The following is a 17,871-nucleotide window of genomic DNA, read 5'->3' on the forward strand; positions in this document are numbered from 1 at the left end:
TTTGGCCGAGATGCACTAAGAATCTCGGCCAAAATTATTTAAATATTACCTATATAGGTTTGCCATAAATATGAAATATGTTCACTTACATACCGATAAATTTTGAATGGTTCATTCAAAAGCTCAATCTGTGAACGCCAAAAGCTGCGTATATCACTATCCGCAAAGTAACAATATTTTTCCAAAACTTGATATGGCGACCCTTTTATAGGCTCATACCCCTCTGCTAAACACGTTCCTTTCCATTCTTGTAAAATAAAATCAGAATATTGTGCTTCATCACCGATGACGTAAATCATTGCATGGATCGCGTAAATACCATTCAATGACTTTACAATACGCCATTGCACATCATACAACTTTCCAGCTAATCGCTCTGATTGATGCAAACGTTCCAGCCATTTACGAGTAATCTTCGGCAATTTAACTTCATCATGGAATTGCAATGGATTAGTAAAAATACACGGTAATTCCAAGAACAAGCAATTCAATTGCTTATGCTTGTCCAGACAGCGTTTAAATACTGCTTTTTGAATTTTTATTTGCTCTGTAATAGGTGCTATAAATGTAGAATTTTCCAGCGCAATTCGTCGTTTAACAAACTTAAATTTAAAATTATCATGAATACCTTCAGCATTTGCCAAACTATAATTTAAATTACCGTAATGAGAAAAACCTACTGTATCTATCATGGCCTCCCAATACGGATTCAATTGAAACCCATGTAATGGTATACGCTGATGATTCAGCCATGGCAGGAAATTTAAGAATGCTCGATAGTCTTGATCTAGACATTTTGGCGCACGTTTGTCCCGTACCAAAAGCTTTCCATTTTCAATTCGACTGGCATTTCTTACACTTTGACTTAAAAAATAATGTGCTTGAGTATCCAATATAAACGGAAAAAATTGTATCTGTTGTAAAGCTTGGGCTTGAGGAATTGCAGCATAATGCGTCATTTTACGCCCCCTCCTGCTTAGTATTTACGGTAGGTTTACTCTTTTTTTTGACAACTTTCTTATTAATACTCGTACCAAATACACGGACAAAATAAGTCTTTTTATCAGTAAGCCCTCGCTCTTTTTCCTCATCCTCTAGAATCCGTTTATGTACAATAAACTGATCACGTTTCGTGATGTATCGAATAACTTCAATCAAAATGCGATATTTATCCAAATCATTACGCTGTACTGTACCAATACCAATCTCTGGATATTTGCCATTATGGGCATCGAGATTGCAATTATGGTAAGCACCTTCACTGCCAACCACTTTTTTCCAAATCTCACCGATTTGTTGTGCTAACTTAATATCCTGTGAATGCTCACGACCATCCAAATAGAAAAAGCAGTGGTAGTGATAGCCTGTATGCTCAGCAAATTCCAGTTTCCACGTATACCCTAATACATGCAAACTCTTAGTACGCTTTATATACCGAAGGCATGTTATTAAATCTTCTTTGACTTGGCTAAGGCTTGGATCTTGTGTTTTACCATAACGAAAATCAACACGTACAACCACGATTCTGGAATGTTCAGCCAGTATTGCATCTACACAATCTGTAGCGACTTTTTGCTGATATCGCGAACGATCCATGCGCTTCTTTTGTTGATACTTAAATTCTTGCTCTTGAGTAAGCTGATATATACGTTCAACAAATTGATTCATCAATTTAGCAAAAATGATGAATATCTGCGTTCCGTTCAAGTTTACTCCAATGATTTGGTCATTAGGAAAGTTGAAATGTGAACATAAATCACCTTTATCAAATTGATTGAGCGTTTCATTAAAAGCCTTTACGATAATTTTGCTATGTTCACAATCATATTTTTCTAATGGCTCACAGCCTTGTTCAATCACCTTTTTTAGTAATTGAACTAATTTCTTATCTCCAACTGCATACTTAATCCCAGCCATTCCAAATAAACTGTTTGGTTGTGATTCGTGATACGCCTGCACCAAATGCTGTTCAACAATTCTTTTAACTGCCTCTATCCGAGCAAATATTTTCTCAGCTTCAGGGTTAGACCGAATGACATAATGATCAAATTCCTCATTGTATTCCGTTAAATAATCTAACACTAATGAGCCTGTATGCTGATCATCTGCTGCATTTAAGCATCCGTCATACATAGAATTGAGTAATAGAAATTGCTCTTCTGTTGTGACTGTCATTTGAACTGACTGATCTGATGGGTCAGTTTCATTTATTTCTGTTTGCTGATTCAGAAATGGTTCTGGTACATGTGTTAAGTATTCATTGGATAAAACTGGTTTCTGATTATTGTTCATAACATAGGGTATTTGGTTCATGATAATAGGCTCATCAGTAATTCATTACATTCAAGCTTGTGCATACTAAATTTACTAAATATTTATATAATTTAATTACTTAAGACTAATAATTAATATATTAATCATATAAGTTCCACAAATAGCCGAATGCAGATCACACCACAAACCCATCGTTTTGAAACTCAGGGTTTACGGTGCAATCGAGATATAGATTGATTTGGGGTGTGTTAAGTTATCGCGCTGATGGCATCAACTTTTTTTCGAATTGAGCCAATCAACGATGTCCTGCTCAAACCAGCCTATAGCGGACAAACTTAGCTTTATAGGTCGCGGGAAAGTAACATCATAACGTTTGGATTTTGGATTCATTTTGTCATACAGGGTTGTTCTCCCTATCCCGCATAACTCACGTACTTCCTTAAAGCGAAGGATCTGGGGTTTTTTAGTTTCTGTGGATTGCATTACTTACTCCGATTTAAAACATGTGTTGATGTCTTCTGATGTAAATGTGCAGTAGAATCGCGAGAAACTTCAGAAAAACAAGTTTCCGAATCGTTAAGGTATTTATATGAGTAAACCAGTCTTCGATCATGAAATTTTCAGAATCGCTCACCCTGTTATGCAAAAACTTATTCAGCAAGCGGTGCAGAACAAAGAATTTCAGGCAACTTTTCCAGATTTATATGTATATCTCGAACATGTAATCATTCAAATAGAGATAAATTTAAAAGACCAGCTCATTGCAAAATATCAAGAAAAGACCACCCTATCAGCTACTGCAATTCAAAAAAATGTTGAAACCATTCTTTTAGATCGGCGATTACTCGATCATGTCGTAGGGTATTGTCAAACCCATGAACTATCTTTAGCAGACGAATACCTAGTCAATGACTTGTTGCAACACTATGAAATATTAAAACTTTTTGACCAATCTTATGCTTTTTTCTGGGATCAGATCAAAGAATACGAAAGAATTTCAAATGATACCTACCTATCTGAAACTCTTCGAACCCATTTAAAAAACAATAACTTATATCTGCCTAACCTTTTCCCACATTGGACGATTGAACAGCTTTTTTTAGATTATTTTATGATTTTCATTGACTACCATAAATTTAATAATAGCAAAGTAAAAAACTCCAATATTACCAAACAGCCTACTCCAGAAGAATGCGGATCGGTACTCTCTCGGTTATTTAAATACAACTCACCATTGCCTACATATAACAAATCGTTTATCGATGCCTCCTCCTATGACTTCGAAACGACTTCCCCAGAATATCTCAATTTAAATATTCACTTAGATGAGGATATTAACAATTTGCCTTCCATCATCAATGATTTCTTACATCATATGATTGCACGAAAAGTAGATCGACTTAGAAATGGTTTGAATGCAGCAATTCCTATCAACGAAGTACGATTCCAAAAAATTCACCAAACTCGTAGTCAACTGGATATTGTGGTGAATGCATCCTCTACACTAAAAAGGGCTGATACTGTTTTATCGGCACTGATCAGCCTAATTTTCTATGAACAAGTTTTCAAAAGTAAAATTCTGAAAGGTAACCCAACCAAATTCCAAGGTATCAATTATTCGAAAATATTATTAGAACAGTCGAATGTAGAAATTCCCGATGTAGAAAAAGCAACTTTTGATTTAGCAATAGCTCATGATTTGGCTGAATGTATCAATCGAAATGATGATTATGATTTAACTCAGCATATGGATAAGTTGTATGATTTACTCAGTAGTTTTGAAGATATCCAAATGAGTATAGCGACTCAGAATGCTATCTCAGGCAAAATTGAAAGCATTTTGTGTACAAATAATGGAGCCCCTCATACGCATAAAATCAGCAAAGATAGCTTAAAAAGCACTGTGCCCGATACACTGGAACTACTTTCCAAAAAATTATCAAAAGTCATAAACCTCTAAGGCTGCAGACATCTTAACAGACCGTGTGGATACACCAATTCAGCAAGTTGATGATTAAAATGACCTGCTGACTTCTAAAGAATATGGACGGCTTTATTTTTTTACAGGCTACCAATTATTGTGAGCAAAGCTAACAATCAATAGTAAAAGTAGATAGAATTCTAATTCTATAAAAGCTAAATATTCTCAGAATATTTATACCTTCAGTGAGTCTAGATAATCCGACCAAGCTTGCATCATCACCTTGCGCTCATCAAGATATCGCGTACGGTTATACGCTCGTCCATGCATATCTCGGACTTGGTGAGCAAGCTGCTGCTCTATACGCTCGATTGGAAATTTTAATACTTCATCAAGCAATGTTCGTGCAGTTGCACGAAAACCATGACCTGTCGTTTCACCATTTTCAAACCCATATTGCTTAAGACGCTTATTAATTGTCGAATCACTAATGACAGTTTTCGAATTACGCATCGAAGTAAAACAATATTTAGTCTGCCCTGTAATTGCATACAGCTCTTTAAAAAACGAAAACACCTGATCCGATAAAGGAACGATATGCTCCAGTGCTGTTTGGTTTTTTGTTTTGGGTGGCGTATATTTCCATAACCTGTTTTCAAAATCAATATCAGACCATTTTGCAGCTCGTAACTCACCTGGACGGACAAAAACATGCGGTAAAATTTTAACCGCATAATCAATCACAATTTCACCACGCCCAAAGTTTTGGTCTATATGCTTCAATAATTGGCCTAAAATTTCTGTATCAGTAATAGCTGATCGATGTTGCACCTTTCCTATTTTTAAAATCCCACTGATCTGATCAGCTACCTTAAATTGACACAAGCCCAATGCAATCGCATAGTGATAAACTTGCGAAGCCTTACTACCTATCCGTCTAGCTGAATCTGTTGATGCTATAACTCATTTACTTACTCAATCTTTAACAATGCATCAAAATCAGTTAATTGATTGTGATCCGTTGAAGAAGATTATCGCTCAATATTTTGAAGCAGGGGGACGATTGGGGGACTAATAAAAATAATATTATTTTTAATTCAATATTTACAATAATCTATATTAAAAATATGAATCCCTCTTTCGCCAAAATTTTAAAGACCTTAATCGAAAGATTAAGGTCTTTTTTTATGCTGAACATTCTTATTTAGACTTGGCACAAAGTCTGCTTCATAAAAATGACTCTTCAGCCAATAGGATAATTTGCACCACAAAGTGAAATATTTATTCAAAAATAAACGCTTGAACCTGATTCAAACTTGAGCTAAAACAATTTCTAAGGGAGGTTAAAATAAATCATCAATGATCATCTAGATGCAATGTTTATGAAGCACAATTCATTTGCGGTATATAACTAGCGAAACACTAAATTGACCAATAAAACTGCTATTCGGGAGTCAGAATGAATAACAGCACCAATTATGTCAAACAAATTAAAAACGCTAAACGAGGCGGTTATACCCCAACCCTTGCAAAGGATGTCAACAAACATAAAATTCAAAAAGCAATTCGTCTGATTGAACAATGGAGAACGCTGGCCAATGAACTCAAACCTCAAATGCAACTCGACATGGCTTTTACGTTGGAAGAATGTGCCCAAGACCTCGATCAAATTTTAAGGAGCAAATAAGTTCCATGTTTTCATTTAACCCTATTTAAAAATAGTTTCATCACAGCCCCCGAATTTTATTCTTAGCTTTCACCCACCCTTTGGTGGGTGAAGTTTGCACAAAAAATCATGTGCATTTCAATCGCTCACTTTTTGGCTTGCGTTTTCAAGAAAATCCGCTATTATTCTCACCACGTTGCCGGCATAGCTCAGTTGGTAGAGCAACTGACTTGTAATCAGTAGGTCCACAGTTCGAATCCGTGTGCCGGCACCATTTTATACTTAGCCTCGCTTTTTAGTGAGGTTTTGTTGTTTCTAGCCCTTTGGTTTTTTATTTCATTTTAAATGTCTTTCATTGCCGTAATTTGAACATAGCGCACAATGCCCTGTTCAAATAACTTTTGGCAGAGCTTAGCGGTCATTTTAATTTTGAAATGATCCAAATTTTGAGCGACCTGCTGTGCTAAATGCACATGATAATAACGAGAAAAACCAGCCAAAACTGCATCTGATAAATCTTCAATAGCAACCTGCTGATAGCCTTGCGCTTCTATCGAATGCTTCAAATTCGTCTCTAACTGAAGATGTTCCAAATGAACATCGGCTGCCTTTAACAGCATTTTCAGTTGAAGCTTCTCAAAACGATTTAAATTCAAAAATGCATCACTCAACATCAGATAGTGAAAACCGATGCGCCCTTTTGAATTTAAAACAGAATGGGTTGATCTCAGAAATGAATTTAAATCACTGTGATAAGCGGCATCGAGGCAAAACACCACATTAAAAGGTGCTGAAAATAGATTTGAATTTAAATTTAAAAATGACGTTTGAATGATGTGTATCTTTGAATTTAAAGTGTGTTGTATACGCTGAACACATTCTGCTTGTAACTCTACCGCACAAAGTTGCTGAACATGATAATGCTGCTGCCACAGCAATAGACTCGCGCCCTGCCCACAACCCAAGTCTAAAACACGGTCATTTGATTTTAGCTGTAATCGATTAGCAAGATGTATGGCCAGTGTTTGGCAAGCCTCAGGATAGGATGACCTTGCATCATCCCAATAGCCAAGATTGCTCCAAGCCAATACAGCTTGATCTCCCAATTGTTTTGCATCAATTGCATATTTATGTTTGGGCAGATGTCGCTGTAAGGTTTGGAGCCATTTCATGCTTTAGTAGCCGAGTTGTGGGGCAACCTCAACTTTAGGTTTTAATCCAACAAACGGCAATGGTGCACCGAAAATTTCTGCAATATGCATTGCTGAAGTGACGGCAGACTCTAAAATAGGCAGACCATCGCACGACCATGAACCACAGAAGAAGACTTTTCGGTTAGTACTCTTATGGCGTTGTTGTAACTCTTTATTCAAAGCCACAGTTTGCGAGTCCACCACCGCACGGGTCAAAGTTACAGTTGAAATCACTTTTTTCGGATCAATCTCGGTCACAGGCTGCCACGTTTGGAACACGGCATTTTTACCAACCAGACTTGGTTCGACTGAATTGAGCCAAACCGTGAACTGTTGACGGGTAAACTTACGGTCCATCATATAGCTCAGCACCGACCAGTCTTTACGCTTAGGTGGCATCACTGAAGGATCAGTATGGATCACTAGTTGACCTTGCTCAAAACGGAACTGTTTTAACAGCGCAATATCATCTGCAAACTGAACAGGATCTAAAAACTCTTCAATTTTTGTGGTTGGCGTTGCCACCACCACACGGTCAAACAATTGCTGTTCGCCCTTATTATTTTCAACCAAAACTTTGTCACCTTGTTCAGTGACTTTGCTAATAGCAGATCCGCTTTGGATATTGATGTTTTCAATCAATTTATCGACCAAGGCAGGTGTTCCCCCTTGTATACGCAATAAAGCATCACCATCCGTCAACTGGCGTAAAAAGATCAACAGCGGTTTCGCTGGCCATTCGCCGATGGTTTTTGGATTACAGGTACAGATGGTGTAGAGCACAGGCATGACTGCGCCATGCCAAAATACTTCTTCAATATCATGCTGGTTGATAAATTCAGCCAAGGTAATGTCTTGATCTTTAGATTTGAAGAATTTAGCAATCGCGGTTTTAAGCTGCAACATACCTTTAACCAAGCGCCATCCATACTGCTGCAGGCCCTTACGGTTATTAATAATTGGGAAATTGCCAATGCGGCTACGCGTAGTGGTTAACCATGTTTCTGTACGGTCTTCAAACAACCAACTACACGCCATGTAGGTGCGTACTGGATACGTTTTAATGCCTAAATAAGTCGCAAGACTTAAGGTATTTTTCCATAAGTGTGGGTTCATGACACGTAACGGAGCATCAATCAATCCACCTTCAAACTCTGTACTGTGGCTATCCATCCCTCGCCCAGTCAGTGCTTCGAAAATAGTAATATTATGCCCAGCATCCTTTAGAATTCTTGCGGTAGCAAGACCGGCCATGCCGCTACCAATAACTGCAATATCCAAAATTATGATCCGTCAGTCTGACTTATATTGACTGAAATTATGACCCAATGTCGAAAAAATAGGGCTATTAAAAAATACCAGAATCACATTTTTTCATGTGCCGTACCAGTAGAACGATATTTGCTTAAATTACATTTTATTACACTAAAAAGTCACTTAAATAAACACAGGTTTTTTATACATTTTATTTTAAATAAAAATATAAACCCTTTAAAAACAAAGTATATAAATTAACTATTTTTATAACTTCCGTTTTACAAACCAGCGAAAAAGCGCTAATATTCGCCCCGCATAAAAACGATAATTACATCACATAATAATTCATGACCAACTATGCAAAACAAGAAGACTACAGCGCCTAAAAAATCCCTACCCTTGACCGAGTAGGGATTTCTTCTTTTTAGCGACAAGATTTTAGTCCACCACAGCAACGGGGATTTCACCAAACTTGCCACGATTAAAATCGTCAAAAGCTTGCACAATTTCCGCTTTGCTATTCATCACAAATGGACCATAACCTTGAATTGGCTCATTTAGTGGTTCACCAGTCAACACCAAGAACTTAGTGTCTTGCAGCGCTTGTAGTTGAATTGCAGCTTCGCCATCTTGAGCAAACATCACAATGGAACTATCCACCACTTTTTGCGTGCCATTAATCAGCACTTCACCACTGAGTACCACCACAATCGTGTTATGCGTGACGGGCACATGGATAAAAGTTTCATACTCTGCTTTTAATTCACCATCCCAAACATTGACGGGACTATACGTTTGAGCAGGGCCATGATGACCACCAAACTCACCCGCAATCACACGTAGATGTCCAGCATTGTCATCCATTTCGATGCGCGGGATATCCGCCACGGTCAAGGCTTGATAACGCGGTGTGGTCATTTTGTCTTTGGCTGGCAAATTCACCCAAAGTTGCACCATTTCAAACAAACCACCATGCTCAGTAAAGGCAGGAGAATGAAACTCTTCATGTACCACACCTGAACCCGCAGTCATCCACTGTACATGGCCAGTATTGATGGTACCACCGCCGCCGCTAGAGTCTTTGTGCGTCACTTCACCGCTATAGGCGATGGTAACCGTTTCAAAGCCACGATGCGGGTGTGAACCCACACCACGTTGCGATGTGGTTGGATCAAATTTGTAAGGTGCTGCATAGTCCAAAAGTAGAAACGGACTAATCGCTTGTCCTAAGCGGTCATATGAAAAGAGGTTTTTGACAGGAAAACCATCACCCACCCAATGCATGTCTTGATTACGATAAACACCAATTACTTTTTTCATCTTGGAACTCCTATATCGATAGGATGAATATGCAATCTATACTACCCCTTTCCTCAGCCCTCTTATAGCACTGCGCTAGTACACACAATCACACAGATAGGACAATCTCGTTAAAATCATCTCACCTACATAAAAACCAATTTAAAAACAAAGCCATTTTTTGTTTTTATGGCATATTTTTGCTCAAATTTTCCTATTTTTAAGATTAAGCATCTCGTTTGGCTTATTTTATTGTCTCATTTTCCTACCTATGATGGTGTTCAAGCTCAAGGCCGTAACCTTCTGACTGACTGCCTTGAGACTCGACTGATAATCACAACGAGGACAGAAAAATGGCGAAACCTTATATTCGTTTAGACAAAGATAATGCAGCGGTTCTTTTGGTTGACCACCAAGCGGGTCTACTTTCACTGGTCCGTGACATTGACCCAGACAAATTTAAAAACAATGTGCTGGCACTGGCTGCTGCCGCGAAATATTTTAATCTTCCCACCATTCTGACCACCAGTTTTGAAGATGGTCCAAACGGTCCTTTGGTCCCTGAATTGGTCGAAATGTTCCCCGATGCACCTTATATTGCACGTCCAGAGCAAATCAATGCATGGGACAATGAAGACTTTGTTCAAGCCGTGAAAGCCACAGGTAAAAAACAATTGATTATTGCGGGTGTAGTGACTGAAGTCTGTTTGGCCTTCCCTGCACTGTCAGCGCTTGAGGAAGAGTTTGACGTCTTTGTGATTACCGATGCATCGGGAACCTTTAACCCCATCACCCGTGATGCAGCATGGGATCGCATGTCTCAGGCAGGCGCGCAGCTAATGTCATGGTTTGGTGCAGCGTGTGAATTACACCGCGACTGGCGTAATGATATTGAAGGCCTCGGTTCACTCTTTGCAGCGCATATTCCAGACTATAAAAACTTGATTCAAAGCTATAGCAAAAATACAGCGCAGAAATAATCAACCCTCAGTAAAAGCGATCCTCGGATCGCTTTTTTGTCGTGTGCAATCGTTAGCAATGATACAGTATCAGATCATCCATCACAGACTGCCTTCGGTCACAAATCAATACAGGCTTGAACCCATCATGCATTCATTTGACGACTATTATTATTTTTATCTTGTGGTCAAGCACGGCGGTTTCAGTGCTGCAAGCGATGCCTCGAACATCACCAAGTCTAAGCTTAGTCGCCGTATTTTAGACCTTGAAGCCAAGTACAACGTGACCCTGATTCAGCGTTCAACACGACATTTTAAAGTCACCCCCTTGGGACAAGAGCTGTTTGAAGAATGTCGTCAAATCATTCAGCAAGTCGAAAGTGCACACAATGTTTTACTGAAACAGAAAAGTGAACCGCAAGGTTTAATCAAGATCAGCTGCCCTTCTGTGATGATGCGCTATCAAGTGCAAAGTTTACTCAATCATTTTTTAAAACAATATCCCAAAGTCCAAGTGGAAATGGAGCTGACCAGCCGTCGTGTCGATGTCTTGCATGATGACATTGATCTTGCCATTCGGACCAATTTTAGTGCCAACGAAGACTCGAGTATTATGGTCCGTGATGTGGTCAAAACCACGCATTGTTTAGTGGCCAGTCCTGATCTGCTACAGGGCCGTGAAATTCAATTTGCCACCGAGCTGAATGATTTTCCAACACTCGCACTGGGAGTGCAAAAATCCGATTATCAATGGTTATTGCATCATACCCAGAGTGATGAACAGATCGTGATTCCTTTAGAACCACGGGTCAAAAGTAATGATGTCGCAGGCGTGTATTACTCTGCTCTGGATGGACTCGGCATTGCCAACCTGCCTTACTTAACGGTAGAGGCAGATATTGCTTCAGGTCGCCTGATTCACATTTTGCCTGACTGGTGTTCCAATATTGGAACCGTACAGTTGGTCTATGCTTCACGTAAAGGACAACGTTTGGTCATGGAAAAGCTGATTGAGCATTTGATTCAGGGTTTAAGAGACTTTGCCAGTACCAGCAAGGGTTACCATCTCTAGAACCGAAAAGAACCCACATAAAAAATCAGCCACTTGGGCTGATTTTTTACAGGTATCATGCTCATGACTCAGCACGATGCAACTATCGAGGTCAGCTTAGATTTTACCAACCAAGTCGATTGACGGCGCAAGCGTTGCTTCACCTTCTTTCCATTTTGCAGGACATACTTCGCCTGGGTGCGCATGCACATATTGTGCTGCTTTCACTTTGCGTAATAGTTCAGATGCATCACGACCAATACCGCCAGCATTAATTTCAATAATTTGGATTTTACCTTCAGGATCAATCACAAAAGTACCACGGTCTGCGAGACCTTCTGTTTCAATCAGCACGTCAAAGTTTTTAGACAAAGTCCAAGTTGGATCGCCAATCAATGGATACTGAATTTTACCAATCACATCTGACGTGTCGTGCCATGCTTTATGGGTAAAGTGGGTATCGGTCGATACACCGTAAATTTCCACACCGAGTTTTTGAAATTCAGCATAGTGATCGGCTAAGTCGCCCAATTCTGTTGGACACACAAAGGTGAAATCAGCAGGATAGAAAAATACGACAGACCATTTACCTTTCAAGTTTTGCTCAGACAACTCAATGAATTCACCATTTTGGTAAGCTGTTGCATTAAACGCCTTAACTTCAGTATTGATTAAACTCATGTATTCGTCCTCAAAAGATTTGTGAGAGTGCTTAAGTGATGAAGCAAGAATACGCACAAACCAAAAATTGGTAAAACAGTAAGTTTTTATTATTTTTATCGGATTTTTAGATTTATTATTTCCCGACACTGTTGCCCGATTTTCACCATCTTGTGACCTAAATGAAAACCTTTCGACTTTTTAAATGAGCTCAATACAGTCAAATCTAGAGTCAAGCAGTGGAAAATCTATGATTTGGAAGGGCCTTTCAAAGCTTTGATGTTCAATAAAAAGTGAATTTAAGCCATTTCGGTCTGCCCCACCTGATGATAAGCACGATTAAAATAAACCAAACTTTGCTCATGTTGGCTTTGTTGAATCGCGACAATACGGCACATAAAAACCGTATGTGTTCCCACTTCTTGAATGTCATCAATTTCACAGTCAAAATTGACCAAAGCATCCTTTAAAACAGGCGCGCCCGTTTCTAGCTCTGTCCAAACACCATGTTTAAAACGCTCTTCAGACGTCATTTTAGATGCAAAGACATTCGAAATATGCTGATGTTGTGCGCCCAATACATTCACAGTGAGGATTTTATTATCGACAAAATGTGCGTGTGAACGCGATGCTTTATTCATACAGACCAATAATGTCGGTGGTGTATCCGTCACACTGCATACGGCAGATGCTGTGAATCCATGACGATCAGCCATGCCTGCCGTAGTTACGACACTCACTGCACTGGTTAACAAAGACATTGCATCTCTAAAGTCTGTTGCTTCAATCATCATTTTATTCCTCAGTAGAACGGACACATGCTTTGACTCAGATAAAAGCTACCCATTTTATCAAACAGGTAGCCCCTTCACATCAAGCGCTTGCTGCGTATGAAGCCGAAAGTTCTTTACGAATAATTTCTGCACCTGCGCTTAACGCATTCAGCTTACCACGTGCCACTTCACGTGCTAAAGGTGCCATGCCACAGTTGGTCGAAGGATAGAGTTTATCTGCATCGACAAACTGAAGTGCTTTACGTAGTGTATTCGCAACTTCTTCAGGTGTTTCAACGGTGTTGGTTGCGACATCAATCGCACCCACCATGACTTTTTTACCGCGAATCAGTTCAATCAGATCCATTGGTACACGCGAGTTTTGACATTCAAGTGAGATGATATCAACTTTAGATTGTTGCAGTTTAGGGAATGCTTCTTCGTATTGACGCCACTCTGAACCCAAGGTCTTTTTCCAATCGGTATTGGCTTTGATACCATAGCCATAGCAAATATGAACCGCAGTTTCACATTTCAGACCTTCAAGTGCTCGCTCAAGGGTTGCAACACCCCAATCATTCACTTCATCAAAGAACACATTAAAGGCAGGTTCATCGAACTGGATAATATCCACACCCGCAGCTTCTAACTCACGTGCTTCTTGATTCAGGATCTTAGCAAATTCCCAAGCCAGTTTTTCACGGCTTTTATAGTGACCATCATACAGCGTATCAATCATAGTCATTGGACCAGGAAGCGCCCACTTAATCGGCTGATTTGTTTGGCTACGTAAAAACTTCGCATCTTCTACAAATACTGGTTTTTGACGGCTTACTGCACCTACCACTGAAGGTACACTCGCATCATAACGATTACGGATACGAACCGTTTCGCGTTTCTCAAAATCAACGCCATCCAGATGTTCAATAAACGTCGTAACAAAATGTTGGCGGGTTTGTTCGCCATCACTAACGATATCAATGCCTGCATGTAGTTGTTCTTGTAATGACAAACGTAAAGCATCTTGTTTCGCTTCGAGTAATGCCTCACCTTCGAGTTTCCAAGGTGACCAAAGTTTCTCAGGCTCGGCAAGCCAAGAAGGTTTCGGTAAACTGCCCGCAGTTGATGTTGGTAATAAAATGGCCATTTTAAATCTTCTATCTCTATGTTCTATTTCAGGTAAATTAAGCAGCGTTGCTGTTTACGGTGTAATTCGCAGCCCATTGTTCAAGGATGTCTTGATAAGGCTTAATAAAGTTCTCTTCCGTCCATTTACCTTGCTTAACCGCGAGCTGACCACGTTCAACACGGTCATAGACAATTTGTGTCAAAGAGTAATCTGGATACTCTAGGCTGGCTTGATAGACTTGGGACGCTGATGAATTTGCATTGTAAATTTCAGGGCGATAAATCTTTTGGAAGGTTTCCATGGTGCTAATCGCACTAATCAACTCAAGATCGGTGTAGTCCCGCAGTAAATCACCCGCAAAATAGAATGCTAAAGGTGCAGCGCTCCCTTTTGGCATAAAGAAGCGAACCTGTAAGCCCATTTTATGGAAATACTCATCGGTACGTGAATATTCATCTTGTTTATACTCAACGCCTAAAACAGGATGCTCATTGGCAGTACGGTGATACTTCTTCGCTGTTGAAACACTCAAACAAATCACAGGCTGTTGATTAAACTCTGCTTTAAAAGTCTCTGAGTTCACCAAGTATTGATACAGTTTGCCATGTAGATCACCAAAACCTTCAGGTGCATACGACGTCGAATTCTCTTTATTATGTTCTTTCAGCACCACGCTAAAATCGTAATCACGTACATAAGATGAGAAGCTATTGCCAATCATGCCTTCAATACGTTGATGGGTGTGGTGATCATTAATCGTGCTTTTCAGCATTTCAATAATTGGGAAAGTTTGACCATTCCCTTCAATGTCTAAATTTGCAGAAATAATATCGATTTCAAGCGAATAACGATCACCATTCGGGTTATCTGTTTGTGCTAAGGCATTGAAACGATTATTGATCATACGAAGTGTATTACGTAGATTCTGCTCACGGCTTTCACCACGCGCCAAGTTAGCAAAATTCGTCGTTAGACGTGTGTTATCTGCTGGTTGATAGTTTTCATCAAAACGTATGCGTTTAATTGAACATGCAAACTCTGTACTCATGGCGATCTGTTACCCTATATTTCTGCGATAAAACTGAATTTCTTTCATGCTCTTTCTAGCGAATCGTCTTACCAGCCTTTTCAGCTTTTTCTAAACATCAGGCTAAGAAGCAACGATGAATATGATCTATCGTTAAGAGCGTGGTTTAATTTATACCTGAATGATCACATGAATAAAAATGATTTAATCTCACACCAAAGTGAACTAAATTCATGTTTAGAAATTCTGTCGCTTTAACAATGAATTGTGCGTGGATAATTTTTTGTGGATGTACGAAAGGAAAGAATGAAAACATCAAGCCCTTGTGCGTGAGCTGTGAAAAGTCATGATATTGCTAAATCAACGCCATCAGCACGCTAACTCTCTATTTTAATTATCTATTTATATCAGCAACTTAAAGTCATGATCTGATGATTAAAATATTAGATAAAACGGGCAATTCAATGGTTTTGTCCGCAGGGAAAATGATGAGCGAAAGCTTGGTCTTGAGTTCTTGTATTGATTAACTTTGGCTTCGCTTTCAGACCTTGGCTCTTCCTCACAGAATCAAGAAATTTAATATCTTTCCTATCACCAATCAGAATTAAAAAAACAAACATTCGGTCGTTATATTAAAAACAGCTCACCTATATCAAATAAAACTAAAGAATCATCTAATGCATTTTTTGCATAACTGAATTAAAAATTGCATTGTCGTTTTTTTAAAAAAAGTAACACTTGCCACAGTTAAATCCCCAATCGATGATTTAGCACTCAATACCTAAAGCAATGCCTCTATAAATTGATCAACATGGAATGTCATCAATGCCTTGCTACATCAGGCCAAAAGTTGATGAAAAGAAGATTAAAGAAGGAACGATAAGTATGAAGCAGAAGAAACTACTGAAATATATTCTGATTGCCATGATCTCAGGAATACTGATTGGTTGGGCTTTTCATAGCACTTTAACGACTGCACAAACCACAGAACTTGCAGCCTATTTTAAAATTGTGACCGATGTATTCTTAAGATTAATTAAAATGATTATTGCACCCTTAGTGTTTGCAACAATCGTTTCTGGTCTGCTCTCGATGGGAAAATCCTCATCTCTGGGATCAATTACCTTAAAAGCCATGAGTTGGTTCATTGGTGCATCATTTATTTCACTTTTACTGGGCATGGGCTTAGCCATTTTATTCCAGCCCGGCGCTGGAATGAATCTCACCGTTCCTCAAACAGCGGTTGATATCGGTGTCAGTGCGACAAGTCTGAGCTTAGAAAGCTTCATTACGCATATTTTCCCGCGTAGTTTTGCTGAAGCCATGGCCAATAATGAGATATTACAGATTTTGGTTTTCTCCATTTTCTTTGGTTCTGCACTGGCCTATGTGCAACATCAAAGTGAAGTGACCGTCATTGGTAAAATAATTGATGAACTCTGTAAGGTCATGTTCCGAATTACAGATTATGTCATGGCATTTGCCCCTATCGCCGTTTTTGCAGCCATTGCTTCCGCGATTACCATCCAAGGCCCTAAGCTGATTATCGATTATAGTATTCTCATTGGACAGTTCTATGTGGGACTCTTGGTGCTTTGGACTCTCCTGATTGCATTCGGCTATATCTTCTTGAAAAAAGATATTTTTAGATTGATGCGAATCGTGCGTGAACCCACCATGTTGGCATTTGCGACCGCAAGTAGTGAATCGGCTTATCCAAAAACCATGGAAGCTTTGGATAAATTCGGTGTGCCTAAACGCATTACCAGTTTCGTTCTCCCTTTAGGTTATTCTTTCAACCTCGATGGCTCGATGATGTATATGGCATTTGCCGTGTTATTTATTGCACAAGCCTACAACATTGATTTAAGTTTTTCCCAGCAAGCACTCATACTCTTTACCCTCATGATTACGAGTAAAGGGATTGCAGGTGTTTCACGAGCATCTATTGTGGTGATTGCCTCCACTCTGGCTATGTTCCAACTTCCTGAAGCCGGTATTCTATTAATTTTAGCGATTGATCAGTTTTTAGATATGGGCCGTACGGCAACCAATGTGATTGGAAATAGTATTGCAACTGCCGTGATTGCACGTACTGAGGGCAATAAAGATGAGAGTACCGAGCAAGAAGGTATTATGGTGAACAACATTTCTCCCGCAAACCAATTAGCCGATAACACTTAGAATTATTTATAGATAAAATAAAAGGTGATTTTTAAATAGTAAGTAAAGTCCTTTATTTAATATTCATAAAATCACCTTATTTATTATTTAAATAGACCTCTTGCGAAAGTATAGTTTTATCTAATTTTTGAATTGGCTAAAACCTCACAAAATATAGCTTTCGACTGCTTAAAATTTGACTAACGCAAGAAGTCTAGGCGAATTCAAACATGAGGTGCGACAGTTTCAAAAGCCTTATGATAATCAACAAGCTGAGCAAATTTCTCTAATGGTGTAAGCCAATCTAACGCCTTTCTAGGACGAGTATTCAGTGACATGGCAACTTGATTTAAATAATGCTGATCTGCCTGATTTAAATCAATCCCTTTAGGTAAATATTGCCTAATTAAACCATTCATATTTTCGCATGTGCCGTTTTGCCAGGGGGAATGTGGGTCACAGAAATATACATCTATGCCTAAATCTTCTTCGAGTATTT

General features: G+C 39.1%; 16 protein-coding genes, 1 tRNA gene and 1 pseudogene. 6 read left to right on the plus strand and 12 right to left on the minus strand.

Features of this window, described 5'->3' with window-relative positions; translation table 11 throughout:
- Nucleotides 1-38 precede the first annotated feature (38 nt).
- The 3 genes from MF4642_RS05470 to MF4642_RS05480 all read right to left on the minus strand — a co-directional run bounded on the left by MF4642_RS05470 (nucleotide 39) and on the right by MF4642_RS05480 (nucleotide 2,757).
- Complete coding sequence (locus MF4642_RS05470; protein WP_078425557.1) at nucleotides 39-959, minus strand: hypothetical protein; 921 nt, start codon at nucleotides 957-959, stop codon at nucleotides 39-41.
- Nucleotide 960: 1 nt separating this feature from the next.
- Entirely contained in the window at nucleotides 961-2,313 is a 1,353-nt protein-coding gene (locus tag MF4642_RS05475; RefSeq protein WP_078425558.1) for an inovirus-type Gp2 protein, read from the minus strand.
- Nucleotides 2,314-2,544: 231 nt separating this feature from the next.
- Nucleotides 2,545-2,757, minus strand: coding sequence for a helix-turn-helix transcriptional regulator (locus MF4642_RS05480; protein ID WP_078425559.1), 213 nt, complete (start codon nucleotides 2,755-2,757; stop codon nucleotides 2,545-2,547).
- A 106-nt stretch (nucleotides 2,758-2,863) separates the two neighbouring features.
- Between MF4642_RS05480 and MF4642_RS05485 the strand changes: the two genes are divergently transcribed.
- Entirely contained in the window at nucleotides 2,864-4,234 is a 1,371-nt protein-coding gene (locus MF4642_RS05485; RefSeq protein WP_078425560.1) for a hypothetical protein, read from the plus strand.
- Between the two features lie 195 nt (nucleotides 4,235-4,429).
- On the opposite strand, the pseudogene MF4642_RS05490 reads toward MF4642_RS05485, so the two are convergent.
- A pseudogene (locus MF4642_RS05490) lies at nucleotides 4,430-5,146 on the minus strand (tyrosine-type recombinase/integrase); the annotation flags it as partial.
- A gap of 508 nt (nucleotides 5,147-5,654) precedes the next feature.
- On the opposite strand from MF4642_RS05490, the gene MF4642_RS05495 reads away from it, so the two are divergent.
- Together MF4642_RS05495 and MF4642_RS05500 are read left to right on the plus strand one after the other, a co-directional pair.
- Nucleotides 5,655-5,882, plus strand: a complete 228-nt coding sequence (locus MF4642_RS05495; protein ID WP_004691623.1) for a hypothetical protein — start codon at nucleotides 5,655-5,657, stop codon at nucleotides 5,880-5,882.
- Nucleotides 5,883-6,059: 177 nt separating this feature from the next.
- Nucleotides 6,060-6,135: transfer RNA gene (locus tag MF4642_RS05500), tRNA-Thr, on the plus strand.
- Between the two features lie 67 nt (nucleotides 6,136-6,202).
- On the opposite strand, the gene MF4642_RS05505 is transcribed toward MF4642_RS05500, so the two are convergent.
- From MF4642_RS05505 to MF4642_RS05515, 3 genes are all read right to left on the minus strand, one after another.
- On the minus strand, nucleotides 6,203-7,033 hold the full coding sequence (locus MF4642_RS05505; RefSeq protein WP_078425561.1) for an SAM-dependent methyltransferase: 831 nt from the start codon (nucleotides 7,031-7,033) through the stop codon (nucleotides 6,203-6,205).
- 3 nt (nucleotides 7,034-7,036) lie between these two features.
- Complete coding sequence (locus tag MF4642_RS05510) at nucleotides 7,037-8,335, minus strand: FAD-dependent oxidoreductase (protein WP_193791708.1); 1,299 nt, start codon at nucleotides 8,333-8,335, stop codon at nucleotides 7,037-7,039.
- A 414-nt stretch (nucleotides 8,336-8,749) separates the two neighbouring features.
- Nucleotides 8,750-9,631, minus strand: coding sequence for a pirin family protein (locus MF4642_RS05515; RefSeq protein ID WP_078425562.1), 882 nt, complete (start codon nucleotides 9,629-9,631; stop codon nucleotides 8,750-8,752).
- Nucleotides 9,632-9,963: 332 nt separating this feature from the next.
- On the opposite strand from MF4642_RS05515, the gene ycaC reads away from it, so the two are divergent.
- Together ycaC and MF4642_RS05525 are read left to right on the plus strand one after the other, a co-directional pair.
- Entirely contained in the window at nucleotides 9,964-10,590 is a 627-nt protein-coding gene (ycaC, locus tag MF4642_RS05520; RefSeq protein ID WP_078425563.1) for an isochorismate family cysteine hydrolase YcaC, read from the plus strand.
- A 127-nt stretch (nucleotides 10,591-10,717) separates the two neighbouring features.
- On the plus strand, nucleotides 10,718-11,641 hold the full coding sequence (locus MF4642_RS05525; protein WP_078425564.1) for a LysR substrate-binding domain-containing protein: 924 nt from the start codon (nucleotides 10,718-10,720) through the stop codon (nucleotides 11,639-11,641).
- Between the two features lie 96 nt (nucleotides 11,642-11,737).
- On the opposite strand, the gene ahpC is transcribed toward MF4642_RS05525, so the two are convergent.
- The 4 genes from ahpC to MF4642_RS05545 all read right to left on the minus strand — a co-directional run bounded on the left by ahpC (nucleotide 11,738) and on the right by MF4642_RS05545 (nucleotide 15,230).
- Complete coding sequence (gene ahpC, locus MF4642_RS05530; protein ID WP_005401564.1) at nucleotides 11,738-12,301, minus strand: alkyl hydroperoxide reductase subunit C; 564 nt, start codon at nucleotides 12,299-12,301, stop codon at nucleotides 11,738-11,740.
- A 278-nt stretch (nucleotides 12,302-12,579) separates the two neighbouring features.
- Nucleotides 12,580-13,071 (minus strand): flavin reductase, encoded by a 492-nt coding sequence (locus tag MF4642_RS05535; RefSeq protein WP_078425565.1) that lies wholly within the window; start codon nucleotides 13,069-13,071, stop codon nucleotides 12,580-12,582.
- Between the two features lie 82 nt (nucleotides 13,072-13,153).
- Complete coding sequence (locus MF4642_RS05540) at nucleotides 13,154-14,200, minus strand: methionine synthase (protein ID WP_004691635.1); 1,047 nt, start codon at nucleotides 14,198-14,200, stop codon at nucleotides 13,154-13,156.
- A 37-nt stretch (nucleotides 14,201-14,237) separates the two neighbouring features.
- Nucleotides 14,238-15,230, minus strand: a complete 993-nt coding sequence (locus MF4642_RS05545; RefSeq protein ID WP_078390304.1) for a DUF1852 domain-containing protein — start codon at nucleotides 15,228-15,230, stop codon at nucleotides 14,238-14,240.
- 864 nt (nucleotides 15,231-16,094) lie between these two features.
- Here MF4642_RS05545 and MF4642_RS05555 point away from each other — a divergent pair.
- On the plus strand, nucleotides 16,095-17,393 hold the full coding sequence (locus tag MF4642_RS05555; protein WP_078425566.1) for a dicarboxylate/amino acid:cation symporter: 1,299 nt from the start codon (nucleotides 16,095-16,097) through the stop codon (nucleotides 17,391-17,393).
- A gap of 203 nt (nucleotides 17,394-17,596) precedes the next feature.
- Here MF4642_RS05555 and MF4642_RS05560 read toward each other — a convergent pair.
- The coding region (locus MF4642_RS05560; RefSeq protein WP_153041790.1) for an IS30 family transposase at nucleotides 17,597-17,871 on the minus strand (275 nt) is incomplete at its 5' end.

The sequence above is a fragment of the Acinetobacter sp. MF4642 genome (assembly GCF_002018925.1).
Classification (GTDB): domain Bacteria; phylum Pseudomonadota; class Gammaproteobacteria; order Pseudomonadales; family Moraxellaceae; genus Acinetobacter; species Acinetobacter johnsonii.

Coding starts and splice junctions, on each gene's coding strand:
- MF4642_RS05470 (WP_078425557.1), bottom strand. CDS start 959: ATGACGCATTATGCTGCAATTCCTCAAGCCCAAGCTTTACAACAGATA.
- MF4642_RS05475 (WP_078425558.1), bottom strand. CDS start 2,313: ATGAACCAAATACCCTATGTTATGAACAATAATCAGAAACCAGTTTTA.
- MF4642_RS05480 (WP_078425559.1), bottom strand. CDS start 2,757: ATGCAATCCACAGAAACTAAAAAACCCCAGATCCTTCGCTTTAAGGAA.
- MF4642_RS05485 (WP_078425560.1), top strand. CDS start 2,864: ATGAGTAAACCAGTCTTCGATCATGAAATTTTCAGAATCGCTCACCCT.
- MF4642_RS05495 (WP_004691623.1), top strand. CDS start 5,655: ATGAATAACAGCACCAATTATGTCAAACAAATTAAAAACGCTAAACGA.
- MF4642_RS05505 (WP_078425561.1), bottom strand. CDS start 7,033: ATGAAATGGCTCCAAACCTTACAGCGACATCTGCCCAAACATAAATAT.
- MF4642_RS05515 (WP_078425562.1), bottom strand. CDS start 9,631: ATGAAAAAAGTAATTGGTGTTTATCGTAATCAAGACATGCATTGGGTG.
- ycaC (WP_078425563.1), top strand. CDS start 9,964: ATGGCGAAACCTTATATTCGTTTAGACAAAGATAATGCAGCGGTTCTT.
- MF4642_RS05525 (WP_078425564.1), top strand. CDS start 10,718: ATGCATTCATTTGACGACTATTATTATTTTTATCTTGTGGTCAAGCAC.
- ahpC (WP_005401564.1), bottom strand. CDS start 12,301: ATGAGTTTAATCAATACTGAAGTTAAGGCGTTTAATGCAACAGCTTAC.
- MF4642_RS05535 (WP_078425565.1), bottom strand. CDS start 13,071: ATGATTGAAGCAACAGACTTTAGAGATGCAATGTCTTTGTTAACCAGT.
- MF4642_RS05540 (WP_004691635.1), bottom strand. CDS start 14,200: ATGGCCATTTTATTACCAACATCAACTGCGGGCAGTTTACCGAAACCT.
- MF4642_RS05545 (WP_078390304.1), bottom strand. CDS start 15,230: ATGAGTACAGAGTTTGCATGTTCAATTAAACGCATACGTTTTGATGAA.
- MF4642_RS05555 (WP_078425566.1), top strand. CDS start 16,095: ATGAAGCAGAAGAAACTACTGAAATATATTCTGATTGCCATGATCTCA.